The sequence below is a fragment of the Bartonella sp. MU37NMGALS genome, assembly GCF_042194015.1.
Taxonomy (GTDB): domain Bacteria; phylum Pseudomonadota; class Alphaproteobacteria; order Rhizobiales; family Rhizobiaceae; genus Bartonella; species Bartonella grahamii.
The window spans coordinates 83,663-100,872 of sequence record NZ_JBHIML010000006.1 but is presented as its reverse complement, the minus strand read 5'-3'; the positions used below and the strand labels follow the sequence as shown (position 1 = coordinate 100,872).

At 36.1% G+C, this 17,210-nt stretch carries 12 protein-coding genes and 2 pseudogenes; 8 read left to right on the top strand and 6 right to left on the bottom strand.

Annotated features, from left to right (window positions below; genetic code table 11):
• The first annotated feature begins 266 nt into the window (after positions 1–266).
• Positions 267–632 carry a response regulator gene (locus ACFIJP_RS05125; protein ID WP_375626023.1) on the top strand — a complete coding sequence of 122 codons (366 nt, stop codon included), beginning with the start codon at positions 267–269 and terminating at the stop codon, positions 630–632.
• 232 nt (positions 633–864) lie between these two features.
• Here ACFIJP_RS05125 and rpsI read toward each other — a convergent pair whose 3' ends face one another.
• Together rpsI and rplM are read right to left on the bottom strand one after the other, a co-directional pair.
• Complete coding sequence (rpsI, locus tag ACFIJP_RS05120; protein WP_015856545.1) at positions 865–1,350, bottom strand: 30S ribosomal protein S9; 486 nt, start codon at positions 1,348–1,350, stop codon at positions 865–867.
• A gap of 2 nt (positions 1,351–1,352) precedes the next feature.
• Complete coding sequence (gene rplM, locus ACFIJP_RS05115; RefSeq protein ID WP_015856544.1) at positions 1,353–1,817, bottom strand: 50S ribosomal protein L13; 465 nt, start codon at positions 1,815–1,817, stop codon at positions 1,353–1,355.
• 296 nt (positions 1,818–2,113) lie between these two features.
• Here rplM and recJ point away from each other — a divergent pair, with 296 nt between their 5' ends.
• Positions 2,114–3,898 carry a single-stranded-DNA-specific exonuclease RecJ gene (recJ, locus tag ACFIJP_RS05110; protein ID WP_375626021.1) on the top strand — a complete coding sequence of 595 codons (1,785 nt, stop codon included), beginning with the start codon at positions 2,114–2,116 and terminating at the stop codon, positions 3,896–3,898.
• 17 nt (positions 3,899–3,915) lie between these two features.
• Here the strand turns inward: recJ and parE are convergent, their stop codons facing one another.
• The 4 genes from parE to ACFIJP_RS05090 form a co-directional block, all read right to left on the bottom strand.
• The gene (gene parE, locus ACFIJP_RS05105) at positions 3,916–5,982 is read right to left on the bottom strand and encodes a DNA topoisomerase IV subunit B (RefSeq protein WP_375626019.1); all 2,067 of its coding nucleotides are present in this window, start codon (positions 5,980–5,982) and stop codon (positions 3,916–3,918) included.
• An 81-nt stretch (positions 5,983–6,063) separates the two neighbouring features.
• A complete protein-coding gene (lipB, locus tag ACFIJP_RS05100) occupies positions 6,064–6,801 on the bottom strand; it encodes a lipoyl(octanoyl) transferase LipB (protein WP_375626017.1) in 738 nt (245 codons plus the stop codon).
• Positions 6,802–6,923: 122 nt separating this feature from the next.
• Entirely contained in the window at positions 6,924–7,775 is an 852-nt protein-coding gene (locus ACFIJP_RS05095; RefSeq protein ID WP_375626015.1) for a TPM domain-containing protein, read from the bottom strand.
• Positions 7,775–8,401, bottom strand: a complete 627-nt coding sequence (locus tag ACFIJP_RS05090; protein ID WP_375626013.1) for a LemA family protein — start codon at positions 8,399–8,401, stop codon at positions 7,775–7,777. Before ACFIJP_RS05090 ends, ACFIJP_RS05095 begins: the two co-directional genes overlap by 1 nt.
• Before the next feature lie 252 nt (positions 8,402–8,653).
• Here ACFIJP_RS05090 and ACFIJP_RS05085 point away from each other — a divergent pair.
• The 6 genes and pseudogenes from ACFIJP_RS05085 to ACFIJP_RS05060 all read left to right on the top strand — a co-directional run bounded on the left by ACFIJP_RS05085 (position 8,654) and on the right by ACFIJP_RS05060 (position 17,047).
• Positions 8,654–9,463, top strand: a pseudogene (locus ACFIJP_RS05085) (class I SAM-dependent methyltransferase).
• A 1,330-nt stretch (positions 9,464–10,793) separates the two neighbouring features.
• A complete protein-coding gene (gene hutH, locus ACFIJP_RS05080) occupies positions 10,794–12,332 on the top strand; it encodes a histidine ammonia-lyase (RefSeq protein ID WP_375626011.1) in 1,539 nt (512 codons plus the stop codon).
• Positions 12,333–12,747: 415 nt separating this feature from the next.
• The gene (locus tag ACFIJP_RS05075; protein ID WP_375626009.1) at positions 12,748–13,107 is read left to right on the top strand and encodes a hypothetical protein; all 360 of its coding nucleotides are present in this window, start codon (positions 12,748–12,750) and stop codon (positions 13,105–13,107) included.
• A 448-nt stretch (positions 13,108–13,555) separates the two neighbouring features.
• Positions 13,556–14,932: an amino acid permease gene (locus ACFIJP_RS05070; RefSeq protein ID WP_375626007.1), complete on the top strand. Its 1,377-nt coding sequence runs from the start codon at positions 13,556–13,558 to the stop codon at positions 14,930–14,932.
• 1,101 nt (positions 14,933–16,033) lie between these two features.
• Complete coding sequence (locus ACFIJP_RS05065) at positions 16,034–16,240, top strand: hypothetical protein (protein ID WP_375626005.1); 207 nt, start codon at positions 16,034–16,036, stop codon at positions 16,238–16,240.
• A gap of 405 nt (positions 16,241–16,645) precedes the next feature.
• Positions 16,646–17,047 (top strand): annotated as a pseudogene (locus ACFIJP_RS05060) (hypothetical protein).
• The last annotated feature ends 163 nt before the right edge of the window (positions 17,048–17,210 follow it).

Genomic DNA, 17,210 nt, shown 5'->3' with positions numbered 1-17,210 from the left:
AATGTATTAATTGAGATATCCATGAACTTTGCATATCAACTCAAAAAATACAGGGGATCACAATCTTACGACTATTTGTGGGTTTCATTCTTATGAAATGAAAAAGCATAGTGATGAGTATTATAAATGTTTGCGTAAAAAGCTTTTATTGGAAGCTTCTAGTCTCTTTGTGGTTTACAATTCATTTTATCATTTTATCTTAAGCAAAGAGAATGTGGATTCATTTCTATTTCTCTATTTTATCTGAGAAGGGTGGAGTTATACGAATGTCAAAAAAAGTCATGATCGTGGAAGATAATGAGCTTAATATGAAGTTATTCCGTGATCTTGTAGAAGCGAGTGGTTATGAAACCGTTGAAACGCGCAATGGTCTTATGGCATTAGATTTGGCGCGTTCATCAATGCCATCTCTTATCCTTGTGGATATCCAGTTGCCAGAGGTCTCTGGAATAGATGTTATTAAACAATTAAAAGGAGATGAAGAACTAAGATCGATTCCCGTTGTTGCTGTAACAGCCTTTGCTATGAAAGGGGATGAAGAGCGAATTCGTGCCAGTGGATGTGAAGAATATATGTCAAAGCCTATTTCTGTCCCGCATTTTATCACAATGGTAAAGCATTTCTTGGACTAAATTTTGTTAAGTAATGATAGAAAAAGACATTGAAAAGCTTATGAGATAACTAAAGTTATATTACAGATATTTTTTGATCTAATTTTTTAGTTCTTGTTTAAGGAGAATCTGTTGTTTTGCATTCTTGTTTTCTTCTAACAGATATAAATTTGTCTCTACGAAAGGTCTGTTTTAGCAGTTAAAAAAAGCCCCGTTTTTGTCCGAGGCTTTATGCATTGTACAAAAAATGAAATTAACGCTTTGAGAATTGGAAAGAACGACGTGCTTTTGCTTTACCGTATTTTTTACGTTCAACAACACGACTATCACGGGTAAGAAAACCACCTTTTTTCAAGATTGAGCGAAGTTCTGGTTCGTAATACGTTAAAGCTTTGGAAATGCCATGGCGCACTGCACCGGCTTGTCCGGAAAGACCACCACCTGCAACGGTTGCAATAATATCAAACTGGGTATCCCTGTTTGTTGCAACAATTGGTTGACGAAGAATCATTCTAAGAACAGGACGAGCAAAATATTTGTCAAATTCCTTATTATTGATCGTGATTTTTCCAGAACCTGGTTTAATCCATACGCGTGCAACAGCGTCTTTACGCTTTCCTGTTGCATAAGCACGTCCTTGTGAATCAAGCTTTTGCACGTGGACAGGAACAACATTTTCATGTGTTTCTGTAATACTTGTTACTATGCTAAGCTCAGAAAGAGAATTAATTTCAGCCATAATCAAGCAATCCTTTTGTTTTTGCGGTTTAAAGCACCAACGTCAAGAGATTCAGGCTGTTGTGCTTCATGTGGATGTTGGCTTCCAGCGTAAACACGTAGATTCTTCAATTGACGGCGACCAAGGGGACCACGAGGAATCATGCGCTCTACCGCTTTTTCAATAACGCGTTCGGGAAAACGCCCCTCAAGAAGTTGACGTGCTGTACGTTGTTTGATTCCACCAATATAGCCGGTATGCCAATAATATTTTTTATCCGTATATTTTTTGCCAGTGAGAGCTATTTTATCTGCATTAATGACAATAACGTTGTCACCATCATCAACATGTGGAGTAAATGTAGCTTTATGTTTGCCACGTAAGCGGTTAGCAACAAATGTGGCAAGACGACCTAAAACAAGGTTTTCTGCGTCAATAATAACCCATTTTTTCACCACTTCAGTTGGCTTTTGTGAAAAAGTTGCCATAGAAGTATCCTTTATTAGAACCCTTTTAATATAAGGGAATTTTTACTGTTTTGCGTTGAAAATTGTTACCATAGCGAAATATTTAACGCATACACCTTACTCTGATATAATGTCTTTTGATTGACGTCAAGAGAAAATAAAAACTTTATAAAACAACATGTTATGATAAAGGTATTATAATACCTCATTAAAAGAAGTTTGTGGACAATTTAAGCTTAAAATGAATGTTGCAAAAGACTATTTTATCTTTAACGTATGATTGTATTTTATCGTTCTCCATTATAAAATGAGCAATAATGCAGTGGTCTCGTTACTTTCTCAATGTTGAATCTTCTGCTTGTGGTCAAGCTTGGTTAGATGCCCTTGATGTCAAAGGGATAAATAATGCGCGCGCTATTTCTCAAAAATTTGGTTTTCCAGATCAGTTAGCTCGAGTACTTTCAGCAAGAGATGTGGATGAAGCTGAGGCTGTTGCTTTTATTAATCCAACATTACGTACGCTTATGCCTGATCCAGAAAGTTTTAGGGATATGCAATGCGCTGCAGAGCGCATTGTTAAGGCTCTTCTCAATCAAGAACAGGTTGCTGTTTTTGGTGATTATGATGTTGATGGTGCTTGTTCTTCGGCACTCATAGCGCGTTTTTTTCGTTATTTTGGTATTGAAGTCAAAATTTATATTCCTGATCGTATTGTTGAAGGCTATGGTCCGAATGAACAAGCAATGAGGATGCTTGTGCAAGAAGGTGCTCGGTTAATTATCACTGTTGATTGTGGCGCAAACAGTCCAGATGCGGTAAAAGCAGCGAGGCTTGCTGGTGCTGATGTTGTGATTTTAGATCATCATCAAATGTCAGAGATTCATCAAGAAGCCGTTGCTCTTGTCAATCCTAATCGCCCTGATGATTTTTCTAAACAGGGGCATTTATGTGCAGCGGGCGTTGTTTTTGTTACGTTAGCTTGGGTTCATCATTTACTGCGGAAAAAACAATTCCAAGGGCAGCTGCCTGATCTTTTAAGTCTGCTTGATCTTGTTGCATTGGCAACCATATGTGATGTCGTCCCATTACAGGGGGTTAATCGTGCTTTTGTGATAAAAGGGCTTCAAGTTGCTCGTTCTATGCATAATCCAGGAATAACAGCTTTAACAAAGGTTGCACGAATAGGGGAGCCGCTTAATAGTTTTCATTTAGGTTTTTTGTTAGGCCCTAGAATTAATGCAGGAGGGCGCATTGGTGATCAAGCTTTGGGAGCACGTTTGCTTAGCTGTGAGAATAAAGATGAAGCGGACAGAATAGCAGAACAATTAGATCAGCTTAATCAAGAACGCCAAGAAATGGAGAACATTCAATTAGCACAAGCGGAATCTTACATTGCTTCTCTTTATCAAGATCAAGAAATACCCTTGTCACTTGTAATTTCTCATAAAGAATGGCATCCGGGAATTATTGGTATTCTTGCTTCCCGTCTCAAAGAGCGTTTTTTTTGTCCTGTTTTTGCTATTGCTTTGAAAGAAGATGGAAATGGCGTAGGGTCGGGACGCTCAATTAATGGTATAGATTTAGGAGCACTCGTTCGTGAAGCTGTTACATTAAATTTATTAGAAAAGGGAGGGGGACATAGTATGGCCGCAGGAATTACAATTCAATCAACAAAAATTGAAATCTTTCGAAAATGGCTAGAAGAAAAAGTTTCTTTAAGGGTTTCTGAGTTGCATGCTAAAAAGTCTCTTAGTATAGATGGTTCTCTTTCTGCTTCTGGTGTTAATGAAGCGCTGTTTGAGTTGCTTGAAAAAGCAGGGCCATTTGGGACAGGGAATGCAACGCCTGTTTTTGTTCTTCCCTCTCATCGATTGGTGAATCTATCTGAAGTTGGTAAAGGACATCTTCGCCTCATTGTATCTAATGTTGAAGGAAAAAAACTGCAAGGAATAGCTTTTCGTGCTGTAGGGACATCTCTTGGTGATTTTCTTTTTGAAAATATTGGTGAAATGATTCATTTAGCTGGTCATCTTAGTTTGAATTATTGGAATGGAACGACCAATCCGCAACTGCGTGTGATTGACGCAGCCGCAGTGGTTTGAAAGGGATATTTTTTACATTAGATGTCTAGATTAGAAGCAAAAGTAGAATTTTCTTGTATGAAACGAAATCGTGCTTCTGGTTTTGTTCCCATGAGACTTTCTACAGTCTTTTTCGTTTCTTGCATTTCCACGGCATCAATAGAAACACGAAGCAATGTACGTTTTTGAGGATGCATAGTCGTTTCTTTAAGTTGTTCCGCGCGCATTTCACCCAGCCCTTTAAAACGCCCGATTTCGATTTTAGCTTTTCCAGTAAATTCAGTTTTGAGCAATTCATCCTTGTGAATGTCGTCACGAGCATAAGCAACTTTTCCTCCTTGCGATATTCTATAAAGGGGAGGGACGGCGAGATATAAATGTCCCTGATGAATAAGGTCAGGCATTTCTTGAAAGAAGAAGGTAATGAGCAGTGACGCAATATGAGCACCATCAACATCAGCATCTGTCATGATGATAATACGTTCATATCTGAGATCTTTTTCACGATACTTGGAGCGTGTTCCACATCCAAGAGCAAGGATAAGATCGCTAATTGTTTGGCTTGAGTTCATTTTTTCATGTGCAGCACTGGCGACATTTAAGATTTTACCACGAAGAGGTAAAATTGCTTGGTTTGCTCTATTTCTTGCTTGTTTAGCAGATCCTCCTGCAGAATCCCCTTCAACAATGAATAGTTCAGCACCCACAGCATGGTTCTGGCTACAATCTGCAAGTTTACCGGGCAGACGTAATTTACGGACAGCAGTTTTTCGACTTATTTCTCTATCTTGGCGTCGTCTAACACGTTCTTCAGCACGTTCAATAACCCAATCGAGAAGTTTTGTTGCTTCTTGCGGGGAATTTGCTAACCAATGATCAAAAGGATCGCGGATTGCATTCTCAACGATACGCTGTGCTTCAATGGTCGCTAATCGATCTTTTGTTTGTCCAACAAATTCAGGGTTACTGATAAAGACTGAAAGTATTGCGGCTGTTGAAATCATAATATCGTCAGACGTAATAATTGTTGCGCGCTTGTTTCCTATTAACTCAGCGTAGGATTTCAATCCACGCAAAAGAGCTTGACGTAATCCTATTTCGTGTGTTCCGCCTTCTCCTGTAGGAATCGTATTGCAGTAAGATTGCACACAAGAATCACCACCATGCCAAGCGATAGCCCATTCAACGGAGCCATGGCCATTATTTTGTTGTGTTTTGCCAGAAAAAATTTCTGATGTTACTCGATATTCATCTTTTAGTGACGAGAGTAAATAGTCTTTAAGCCCATTGGGGAAATGAAAAACAACTTTTTCAGGAATATTTTCTGCGCCTTCAAGTATGACGGGATCACAAGTCCAGCGAATTTTTACGCCACCAAAAAGATAAGCTTTGGAGCATGCCATCTTATAGATTTTTTCTGGATCAAAAGCTGCGTTTTCACCAAAAATTTCACGATCAGGATGAAAACGAACGCGCGTACCACGACGATTATAAACATCTCCCAGATCTTCCAATCCAGATTGAGGAATGCCGCGTGAGAAACGTTGGCGGTAAAGTTTTCGTTCTCGTGCAACTTCAACTTCCATATCATCAGAAAGAGCATTGACAACAGAAATCCCTACCCCATGAAGTCCACCTGCAGTTTGATAAGCCTTTCCATCAAATTTTCCCCCTGAGTGGAGTTGTGTCATAATAACTTCAAGAGTAGATTTCTCAGGCATTTGAGGATGATTTTCGACAGGAATACCACGTCCATTATCTGTAACGGTTATATAACCGTTCCTATCTAATGAGACCTCAATAAAATCTGCATAACCCGCAACAGCTTCATCCATCGCGTTATCAATAATTTCGGCAAATAAATGATGAAGCGCTTTACTGTCTGTTCCACCAATATACATTCCAGGACGTAAACGTACGGGCTCTAAACCCTCAAGCACTCGAATAGAGAGGGCATTATAGTCATCTTCTTGCGTATCTTTTGCGCTTTTTTTTGAAATCATCGCTTTTGATTTCATTGGAGACTGCAGAGTGTTTTCTTTTGTATTTACCCGAGATGGGGCTTTATTTAAAACACTAAAAAGATCCTTTTTGTTATCGCTCATAGCGTTTAACTATCTACCCCATAAAATAAAATATTTATTAAAACGATTTTATGCCTGTTTTTTATTTAAAAATCAATGCACTTAGGAAACATCAATTGTTGGACCGAAAATTTGTTCAAAGGCGTGTTTGAGAGCAATATCAATATCATGCATTGTTACAGGGTAACCTAGATCCAGAAAGCTTGTTACACCGTGGTTTTTAATTCCACAAGGAACAATTCCTGAATAATGGGCTAAATTAGGATTAACATTGATAGAAACTCCATGAAAACTTATCCATTTGCGCACTCGAATGCCAATAGCTGCAATTTTATCTTCGGAAGAAAGATCATTTTGTTTTGATGGGCAATGAGACTGTTTAACCCAGACACCAACTCGATCTTCTCTGCGTTCGCCTTTAATATTAAAGTTTGCAAGCATCTGTATGATCCATTCTTCTAATGCACTAATAAAAGCACGAATGTCTTGTTTTCGGCGTTTAAGATCAAGCATGATATAAGCAATACGCTGCCCTGGACCGTGATATGTGAATTCGCCTCCACGTCCTGCTTCATAAACAGGGAATAAATTAGGCGCCAAAAGATCTTTTTTATTTGCACTCGTCCCTGCTGTATAAAGGGAAGGGTGCTCAAGAAGCCAAACCTGTTCATGCGCGGTTTTTGCAAGAATTTTTTCTACACGTTCTTGCATATAACGCAGAGCTTCAGGATACTCAACTAGATGATTACTTATCTTCCATTCAACGGGTGGATTTCCTAGAATTGCATTAAAATGATATGATAAGTTATTACGATCCGTATGTTTTAATTCAAATGTCATTGGTAATATTTATCTTGATGTTTGAGTTTGTATTATAATCAGAAAAATAAAAAAAGAACAGGATTAAGAGATAGTTTATAAGAAGTGCAATGAATTTTATTAAAAAAATCGTTATGCTCGTTTTACCATCTTCCTGTTGCACCGCCACCACCTGATGATCCACCACCACCTCTGAATCCTCCTCCCCCTGAAGGTCCGCCAAAGATTCCACCAGAACCTCTACCGCTCGCATTTAAGTTTAAAAACCAAGGTGTGAAGACAATACCCAGCCAAAGATACTTTCGTGGACCTATTTTTTTACCAAAAATCATAGCAAGAATGGGCAAACAAATGACTATAAAGAGAATGAGAAACGTGATTGTATTTGTAATCATTTCTTCTTTTTCAGCTTGTTTGCGTTGTTCTTCAACAGCTTTAGCTTTTTGATTGATTCGAAAAGAAAAATCAGCATCACTTTGTGTGATCACTTTGATAATTGCGTGAACGGATTCGACAATTCCTTTTTGATAATTTCCTTCACGAAAATTAGGAATCATGAAGCTATTAATAATGACAGAGGAAATGGCATCTGTTAGTTCTCCTTCCAGACCGTAGCCTACCTCAATACGTGCTTTGCGTTCATTTGGTGCAATGACGATTAATATGCCGTTATTGATTTGTTTTTGACCTAATCTCCATGTACGAAAAAGAGAATTGCTGTATGTCTCTATATCATTGCCCGAAAGAGTAGGGAGCGTCACAAGAACGATTTGATCTCCTGTTTTCTCTTCGAGTGTAGCTAGCTTTTCCGTTAAATTTCTTTGTGTTGCATGATCAAGTAAATGAGCCATATCGTTGATATAGCCGGTTAAGGGAGGAAACTTAGTGTGTGCGTAAGTGACATTCCCCAATGCAATGATCAAATATAGAATACTCAAAGGAACCCATAAACGTAGAAAAATACGACGTTGTATAGAGTGTTGAAATATTTTCATTAATTAAAATTAACCTTTGGTGTTTGTTGGCTATCAGTATCGATGGTAAAAGTAGGCATAGGTTTAGCATCACGAAACCATAGCTTTGCCCAAATCATCGTCGGCATTGTTTTGAGAGCAGTATTGTAAGCACGTACTGTTTCAATATAATCGCGGCGCGCAACGGAAATTCGGTTTTCTGTTCCTTCTAATTGTGATTGAAGAGCAAGAAAGTTCTGGTTTGCTTTAAGATCCGGATAGTTTTCGACAACAGCCATAAGCCGCGAAAGGGCACTTGATAAATTTGCTTGATTTTTGAGATATTGCTGCATAACTTCTGGATTATTCAACATATCTGCATTAATGTTGACTTGCGTTGCTTTGGCACGTGCCTCAATTACATTTGTGAAAACGCTTTGTTCATGAGCTGCGTAAGCTTTAACTGTTTCTACAAGATTGGGGATGAGATCTGTACGACGTTGATATTGATTGAGCACTTCACTCCATGCTGCATGTACTTTTTCTTCATTTGTTGGTATCGTATTAAATCCGCACCCACTTAAAAATGGCACTAACCATGCCAAAAAAATCACGATTGAAAATTGTTTTAATATTTTAAACATTGAAGAAGTTTGTACATTTAACATAAAGATGTCTCCACAGATATTTTATGTATTATATAGGGTTTATCTTCTTGCTGGAAAGTATTTTGAATTTTATCAACAGGCATATTTATCAATAAACTGACACCTCTATGCGTTTTAGGAACGCTTAAGTGACTTGTTGATATTAAAATAATAGCGGTAATATAGAGGTCATCTTATAAAAGATCAATGATATTCATATAAATTATTATTACAGGAAAATATATTATTTTTATAGTATTTTTGTTTCAAAACATGCATATAATAATTGGGAAGGGGGAAAATCCTGTGATAGAAAGTGTTCAACGGCAAAGTGAAAAGTTTGATGGATTGGCTAATGATTATGATCGTTATCGTCCTCGCTACCCCCCTCACTTTATTTAAAACCATGCTCCATCCTTTTAAGAACAAAAAGCATTTGTCCATTGTGGATGTGGGGGCTGGGACAGGTATCGCACTAGAGGGAGTTGTTAATTTTTGAGGAAATGAGCACCAATATCATGCTATCGATGTATCGGCAGATATGATTAAGAAGGGGCGAAGAAAATTTCCTACGGTGCAGTGGTATCAGGGGCGTGCCGAAGACCTATTGCCTCAAATTGGTGAGGTCGATCTTGTCATTGCAGCGCAAGCGTTTCAGTGGATGGATCGTCCTAAGTTGCTTTGTTCTGTTTCAGATCAACTTCGAGTCAATGGTGTCATGGCTGTTATTCAAAATAATCGTGATTTCAAGCATAGTGAATTTCTAGAGGCTTATGAGACATTGTTAGAGAAAATGAGACCGAACTATTCCCGGTATTATCGTAATTTTGATTTTTTACAGGAAATGAGGATGGCTTTGGGGTAGATCCAGAAAAGATTTTTTTCCATACGCACAATTGGACGATGATGATCCCATCTGAAGCTTTTATTGGAATGAGCCGCTCTTCAACGCAAGCGCAACGTGCTATTGCTTGCTATGGGGAAGAATATTTGCGGCAATTGGTTGCATTGACAAAGAAATATGAAGTGCAAGGTAATTTGGAGCTTTTGTATCGAAGTGAGCTCTATATGTATGCAGGATAATCTGATATCGATGATTACTTTTGCTCTTTTAGCACATCAGAGTAGGCGGTATTCAGGAGATTAACGTATTATTAAGGTAGATTTTGAGGGGGAGAGTTTTTTCTTCTTCAGCATTCAAATTGACATCTTATTACATATTACATCTTATTTTTATTGTTCACTTTATATGAGAGAGTTTTAAATAGAAAATTTATGAACTAAATTATAGCATCGGAGTGCTTTCTTTACTGTAGTTTAACAACAGATTATTTTATAAAAGGGGAAGAGGTAGATTGAATAGAAATATTTGATAATTCTTTGTTTTTACGCTTATTTCTTATTATTAAATGAGAGTTCTTAAATTTTGACAAAAATAACTGAAAAAATACAAAAATTATCATAATCAGAAATTTGCAGAAAAAGGGTAATGGCTTGGAAGAATCTTTAAAAAAACTAATTCTGAAATTATCTCTAAATTCAGATTCAATATAACAAAAAAGTAAAATATAAATATGTTATATGAAGCATTTCTCTTTTTAAATATATAATATAAAAACAATATGTTAATTAAATTTTTTGATATAAGAAAGCTTCTTTTATTTTTATTTTAAATAACGGGTTAGTTCGAGTCTTGTGTGGTTTTATTGAAGATGTACTTTTCAGGTTTCAATCTGGCGCTTTAAATACAATTTTAGAAGTGGTAAATAAGCTTAATTTCTTCTATGTTGTGATATGTTAAATAAGTTTTTTAATTTTCTATAGAGTTTAATTTTTGCAATCATGATAGATTGAGACAGCTATCTGTCTAAGATTTTTATAAGTTTAGTAGGAATAGCTTAATGATATACCCATATGATAAATCCATTGAGTCCTTCGTCTTTACGCTTCATACACAAGAACAAGTCTGCACCATCACACAGTTTATCATTTCCCAATGTTGCGACAGCCCTTGAGACGGTTCATAAGAGGGGTTTTAGTTCTTTTTTGTACAGTTTTATCCATACGCCAATCTCGCTTATGACGTTCAAGCGAATGGTTTTGATTAATTCAACATACACAGATTTAGAATGGGAGAATCTTAAGATGTTCGGATCTCTTATCAAATTCAATATAAATAATGCTAGATTATGATTATAAATTAATGCGTTATCTATTTTTGAAATCCATGACCTTGGTTGTGCTTGTCAATATTTCATTTATCGTCAACTATTCTACTTTTGGATAATGACTCCATCGTAAGGAATACCTTTAAGAAAGTATTCCCGTTTTAAAGAGTCGTTATAGTTTTTTTGTTTTATAGAAGGATCAATAATGCTAAACATTACGCTTTGATTAAAAAAGAAAGTAAATTATGACTATTATACTAAAACCAAGCGAGGTGACGCTTAGTGAACTTGAAGCTATTTATTTTAATGGTGAAGTGAGTAAACTTCATAATGATACGCATTTAGCTATCGAGAAAGGGGCTCAGCGCATTGCTGAAATTGCTGCTGGAAGTGAGCCTGTGTACGGTATTAATACTGGTTTTGGGAAGTTGGCTTCCATTAAAATTGATGCGGACGATGTCGCTGTTTTACAGAGAAATCTTATTTTGTCCCATTGTTGTGGGGTAGGAGAGCCTTTAGCTGAAAATATTGTGCGTTTGATAATGAGCTTAAAGCTTATCTCTTTAGGAAGAGGAGCTTCAGGAGTTCGTCTAGAATTGGTAAATTTGCTGGAAAATATGCTTGCAAAGGGCGTCATTCCTGTCATCCCTGAAAAAGGGTCTGTTGGTGCTTCAGGTGATCTAGCTCCACTTGCTCACATGGCGGCTGTTATGATGGGAGAAGGAGAAGCATTTTTTCAAAATATTCGTATGAGTGGAGCGGTTGCATTAGAGAAAGCGGGATTGTCCCCTATTATTTTAGAGGCAAAGGAAGGTCTAGCTCTTATTAATGGGACTCAAACATCAACAGCCCTTGCACTTGCTGGTCTTTTTCGAGCTTATCGGGCATTGTGTGGTGGATTGCTGGCAGGAGCTTTGACGACAGATGCCATTATGGGATCAACGGCGCCATTTCATCCTGATATCCATATTTTACGAGGACATTATGGGCAGATTGCCGTATCGAAAACATTAGAAAAGCTTGTAGAGGATTCAGAAATTCGTGCAGCACATTTACGGGGTGATGAGCGTGTACAAGATCCTTATTGTATACGTTGTCAGCCACAGGTCATGGGGGCATGTTTTGATATTTTGCTGGCAGCAGCAAAAACACTGATTATTGAAGCAAATGCTGTTACAGATAATCCATTGATTTTAAGGAATGGTGACGTTGTATCAGGTGGGAATTTTCATGCTGAACCTGTAGCGTTTGCTGCTGATCAGATTGCTCTTGCTTTATGTGAAATAGGATCTATTTCTCAACGGCGTATTGCTCTTATGGTTGATCCAGCAGTTTCTTATGGACTTCCAGCTTTTTTAGCGCATAATGCGGGTCTTAATTCAGGTTTTATGATTGCTGAAGTAACAGCAGCAGCTTTAATGTCTGAAAATAAGCAAATGGCCTATCCTGCTTCCGTTGATTCAACACCAACTTCAGCCAATCAAGAAGATCATGTTTCAATGGCTTGCCATGGAGCTCGTCGGTTATTGCTAATGAGCGAAAATCTTTTTACACTTATTGGCATTGAAACGCTTGTTGCAGCACAAGGAATTGAATATCGTGCACCTTTAAAAACAAGTACTTTTTTGCAATCTGTTATGGAATGTTTACGCAAAAATGTTGCTTCTCTTAAGGAAGATCGCTATCTGGCTCCAGATCTTCATCAAGCACATATACTTGTGCGTGAAGGGCACTTATTATCTGTTTTACCAGAAACAATTTTTCCTTCATTAAGTTTTCAATAATATTTGTTTTAAGGACAATGATGAAGGGCGGATATTGAATTTTGAAACTTCCTCATATGAAAATATAGAAGATCAATACTATATTTGAATTATTTAATGAATTATGTATATATATATTATTTATAGTCAACTAGATATTTTATTATTTTATAGGGATCTGATTTAGCATCATAATTTTATAGAAACTATAAATTTAAAGTACCTATATTTTCTGATTTCTATCAGAAATTTTAATCTAAGTTAAATAATATTCACAAATTATATGTTGTAATATTATATTTTTATAAGTACAAATTACAATATATGTATTATATTAAGTAAAAATAAAAAATTTATTGTATATTCTTCTTATTTGTTAATACTTTATGAATTTTATATTTCATTTTTGATATTTTAAATAAAAAAGGAGAAAGAAATGTTTAAAAGTGCTAGATTATGTGTATCAATAACAGTTATTTTTTTCTCTCAAATTCTTGAGATTCATGCAAATTGTAGGAGAGGTGGCTTTCCAGAGGAAGTTTTCATTACAATAGTGGCCCAAGAGAAGGGGCCTCTGATTTTAGCGAAAAACAAAGATTTTATTGCTATCTCAGGGCAAAATCCCGAAGATAAGGAGAATGCTATCATTAGGCCAACAGTCAAAGATTCTATTTTTAGCGCATATTTTTTTTCCATTGGAAAGTTTATCTTTAAGACAGTTGGAGTCCTTAAAAGATGGGTTGTAAATACAATTTCTCATACTTTTGAAGGCTTGCGAGATTCGTATTATCATTGATTGAGCTATTCAATTGGCGTAAAAAGTTTGCTTTGTGGGCTCAAAGAGAGTTTTCTTAAAGTAACAAAAAATTAATTGTACGCATAGTTAATGCGTTTGTTATGAATTTTTAGGCTTCTATTTCCGTGCACGGAAATAGAAGCCTAAAAGTTTAGATTACATTAAGATTAATTTTCTCTGTAAAAAACTAGAGAATACGAAATGAATTAAATGACAATTATAAAAAAATTCATTATCACTTTATTTGAATAAAATAATACAAAATTGCAGGTTATAAAAGCTGAGTAATCGCAATAAAAGTATTTTTTCATTGTCTAGAGCAAAGTGTTTGACGGGCTAGTCTTCAATGTTTTTTGAAATATATTTGTGAAAGAAACATGAGGCTTTATTTATCATAAAGCTGTTATCGTTGTGTAGATTGTCAGCATTTCAAAAAGTAAGGAAAGAAATGGCAATAAATGAACTGAAAAGAGGGATGAGTAAGCGCCAAGTTATTTTTTTAGCTCTTGGCTCTGCTATTGGAACAGGTCTTTTTTATGGGTCTGCACAGGCAATTAAGCTTGCGGGTCCCAGTGTTTTGATTGCCTATTGTATTGCTGGTTTAGCTATTTTTATGGTTATGCGGGCTCTAGGAGAGATGATACTTCATAATCCATTACCTGGTTCTTTTGCTCGTTATGCGGCAAATTACATATCACCATTAGCAGGTTTTTTAACGGGATGGACATATGTATTTGAGATGATTCTTGTTGGTTTGGCTGATATTACAGCTTTTGCGACTTATATGGGGTTTTGGTATCCTGATGTTGCTCCTTGGGTATGGGCACTGAGTATTACATTAATCATCACAGGTATTAATTTAGCGGCTGTAGAAGTCTATGGTGAACTAGAGTTTTGGCTATCTTCTATTAAAGTTATCGCTATCATTGCGATGATTATTTTAGGAATAGCAATTATTTTTTGGGGGTGGGGTGAAGGTGCAAATTTTTCTACCGTTACTGTTCATAATTTATGGAAAAATGGTGGACTTTTTCCCAATGGTTGGTTTGGTTTTTTAGCTTGCTTTAGTGTTGTTGTTTTTGCTTTTGGTGGCATAGAAATCATTGGCATGGCAGTCATGGAAGTTCAAAACCCTCATCAAACAATTTCAAAGGCAATTAATTCTACTCCAGTTCGTATTTTGCTTTTTTATGTCATGACGTTAGCGATTTTAATGTCACTTTATCCTTGGAATGAGATTGGTCTTATGGACAGCCCTTTTGTATCCATTTTTGAAAATCTTGGGATTTCGTATGCGGCAAATATCTTAAATATTGTTGTTGTTACAGCGGCTATTTCTGCAATGAATAGTGGAATGTATGGTGCTTGTCGCATGATACATGGTTTATCGCAGGAAGGTTATGCTTTAAAGAAGTTTCAATATTTATCAAAAAATGGTATACCGATTTTTGTTATTTTGATGATTTTCGGTATTTTTCTTCTTGGTGCTGTCCTTAATTATTTTTACCATGAAAAGCTTTTTTTTCTTATTGCTGCAATGGCAACATTTGCGACAGTTTTTGTTTGGATGATGATTCTACTTTCACAATTTTTTATGCGAATTAAGATGCCTAAAGAAGCACAGAATGGTTTAAAATTTCCAATTCCATTTTGGCCAATAGGATCGATTTTTTCTATTTTATTTATGGTTTTTATTTTTATTCTCTTATGGTATTTTGATGAGACACGGCCAATTTTAATTATAGGTTTTAGTTGGATTGCTTGGCTTGTTATTTGTTTCTATGCACTTAAACTTTATAATTTTAAGCAAAAGAAACAGCAATAAAATGTGAATAGAGATAAAACTCAAAACAAATAACTGATGTCATCAGGAGAACAGTTGTTTGATTGTTATACTCTAAAGATTAGAACAATTGAGATTGAAAAAAATCTGCTCGTTATTATTTTGCTTTGGAAGTTTTTGTGAGCCATTGCTTATGCTAACGGCCAAATCATATAAATATTGGGCATTTTTTTATGGTGAGCTTTGAAATCAATATAAGTCTTTCATGTTAAAATGCTTAACAATGCAAATAGATTTTAATAGAGACAAGATTATAGGCAGATATCTTTTTCTAAACGTATTAATGGAGTTCTGTTTTACAAGATAAGTTATTGTTTTTATTATTTTATAAGCTCTTTAAAAAATTTGTTGTTTAAATTTTGTTGTTTAAGAAACTACTATTGCTTTTAGAAGCGAAGATAAAGTTCTAGATGTATTCTCTCGAAAAGAAGGGTTGGAGTCTTCTGTATCCTTTAAAAGGATATTTGAGTTGTTATGGGGTAAAGGGGATAAGTTTTTTATTGTCTATTATTTTTTCTCAAAGAGGATTGGCGTTGGTAGAAAATAGTGAATAATCAAAGTCATTGTATCATTGCGTTTGCAAAAACTTCAATAAAGAGCAGTAAGGTATCACAATAAAATTTCATAGAAGAGTAAATTAAAGAGAACAATGAACGTGTGACAGTTTTACGATTCTTGTTGTTATTGCGAGCAAAAGAGCAAGGATCTAACTTATTTTTTATAATATTGATACGGGATAATTTTTATCACAAGTGGAGAAGGACAAAATGCACTCCGCAACTGTATTGTGGGTCATAGTAATCATAGTTCAAGTACACAGGAAGAGCACACAGGCTTTGGCTTTGAGATTGAAAAGAGCAGCAGCGGTGCTTCTGTTGTGGGTGCGAGTGCGAAAGACACTGGCGATCAATAGGAAAATAGCTCCGTTCAATCCTATTTCAAAGCGCAGAGAGGTGCAGATTATTGCTGATCATGATGTAAACATGTAAGCCGACAAATGTTTCAGCAGAGTGTGATGTCAACGTTGATGCTGGAAATAATATCACGCTTTCGGAAAACTATGATATCTCTAAGATACAAGAAATGCCTGAAAAGTCCTTTGTTGGTGTGACAGGATCTGTCAATGTGGGCATTCTTGGTACCATAAAAGATGTAAGGGGCGCAGCCAAACGTTTTGATTATAGAGATGTAAAACACAAAATCGATAATAGTTTGATTAGCGGGCTAAATGGCAATACAGTCGCGATTGTTCGTGCACGTAGCCCCCCAAGGTGCCATAACAGTAGGTAAAGGATTGCGTGACTTTAAAAAGCGAGATATCCACAATATAGCAAAGAAACAATATCTATCTTTTGGGAACAGCTGATAAGGCTCTATCGATAGAAAATCTATTATATGTCGTAAATGATGGCGAAAAAGATCATGTTTACCTACAAAACCATTTACTTAACCCCATTGGTATAGGATTTGGTCACAATCCACCTACTTTTTATAAGGTATCCTTGGAGTTTCCCTATATATTATTTCCACCAGCAATTCCCATGCGAAAGGAGAGGAGAGCGCTAGGCGCCTATGATCCTAGAATTTTTATAGTCATGCGCCTTATACGTGTGCAATGCACTATGGAACGCTTCATATTATGCCAATTTATTCGATTTTAGATAATTTAGGTTTAGGTTATTTATGGAGAAAAAAATGCAACAAATCTTAAAATTATTAAGTGGTCTCATTCTGTCAAATATCGCTGGATATAACATCGACAAGTTCCACTAGGAGTTTTGAGTGCTTGGGAGAAACCTAGAGCAGACTTTACTGAGGTAAGAAAAGCACTGTTAGAATGTGGCATGCCAGCTCCTTATGATATCTTTCCAGAAAATAAAAAGTTAAGCATCAATGCAGTGGCTTCCATTGATGTTTGCATGATCCAAGCAAAATTCCACTACAAATGGGGAGGACTATATTGGTGTTATACTTAATAAAGATGAAAACCTCTCCATTTGTCGTCCTAGTGCTGTTATCCCGCAACAAAGTGTCAAGAAGCGTTTGAACAGCTCGTTTTGTAAAAAATATAAAACCGCTCCTGAATATCAGCCTTAATTTTTGCTGATGATGATCAACAATCCCTATCTTCATGTTTTTCATGCCTGTGCACTGGGGTGTCCTTAAGTCACCATTTCAATGTTATTTATTTATGGGTACTACAACTGTAGGCGCAATAATATAAAAATATCTATTTTTGTTGTAATCAAAATATTGATAA

What these genes read in the sequence shown, in the direction of transcription:
- rpsI (WP_015856545.1), bottom strand. Translation starts at nt 1,350, where the DNA reads ATGGCTGAAATTAATTCTCTTTCTGAGCTTAGCATAGTAACAAGTATT.
- hutH (WP_375626011.1), top strand. Translation starts at nt 10,794, where the DNA reads ATGACTATTATACTAAAACCAAGCGAGGTGACGCTTAGTGAACTTGAA.
- ACFIJP_RS05095 (WP_375626015.1), bottom strand. Translation starts at nt 7,775, where the DNA reads ATGAAAATATTTCAACACTCTATACAACGTCGTATTTTTCTACGTTTA.
- recJ (WP_375626021.1), top strand. Translation starts at nt 2,114, where the DNA reads ATGCAGTGGTCTCGTTACTTTCTCAATGTTGAATCTTCTGCTTGTGGT.
- lipB (WP_375626017.1), bottom strand. Translation starts at nt 6,801, where the DNA reads ATGACATTTGAATTAAAACATACGGATCGTAATAACTTATCATATCAT.
- rplM (WP_015856544.1), bottom strand. Translation starts at nt 1,817, where the DNA reads ATGGCAACTTTTTCACAAAAGCCAACTGAAGTGGTGAAAAAATGGGTT.
- ACFIJP_RS05090 (WP_375626013.1), bottom strand. Translation starts at nt 8,401, where the DNA reads ATGTTAAATGTACAAACTTCTTCAATGTTTAAAATATTAAAACAATTT.
- parE (WP_375626019.1), bottom strand. Translation starts at nt 5,982, where the DNA reads ATGAGCGATAACAAAAAGGATCTTTTTAGTGTTTTAAATAAAGCCCCA.
- ACFIJP_RS05065 (WP_375626005.1), top strand. Translation starts at nt 16,034, where the DNA reads ATGCCTGAAAAGTCCTTTGTTGGTGTGACAGGATCTGTCAATGTGGGC.
- ACFIJP_RS05075 (WP_375626009.1), top strand. Translation starts at nt 12,748, where the DNA reads ATGTTTAAAAGTGCTAGATTATGTGTATCAATAACAGTTATTTTTTTC.
- ACFIJP_RS05070 (WP_375626007.1), top strand. Translation starts at nt 13,556, where the DNA reads ATGGCAATAAATGAACTGAAAAGAGGGATGAGTAAGCGCCAAGTTATT.
- ACFIJP_RS05125 (WP_375626023.1), top strand. Translation starts at nt 267, where the DNA reads ATGTCAAAAAAAGTCATGATCGTGGAAGATAATGAGCTTAATATGAAG.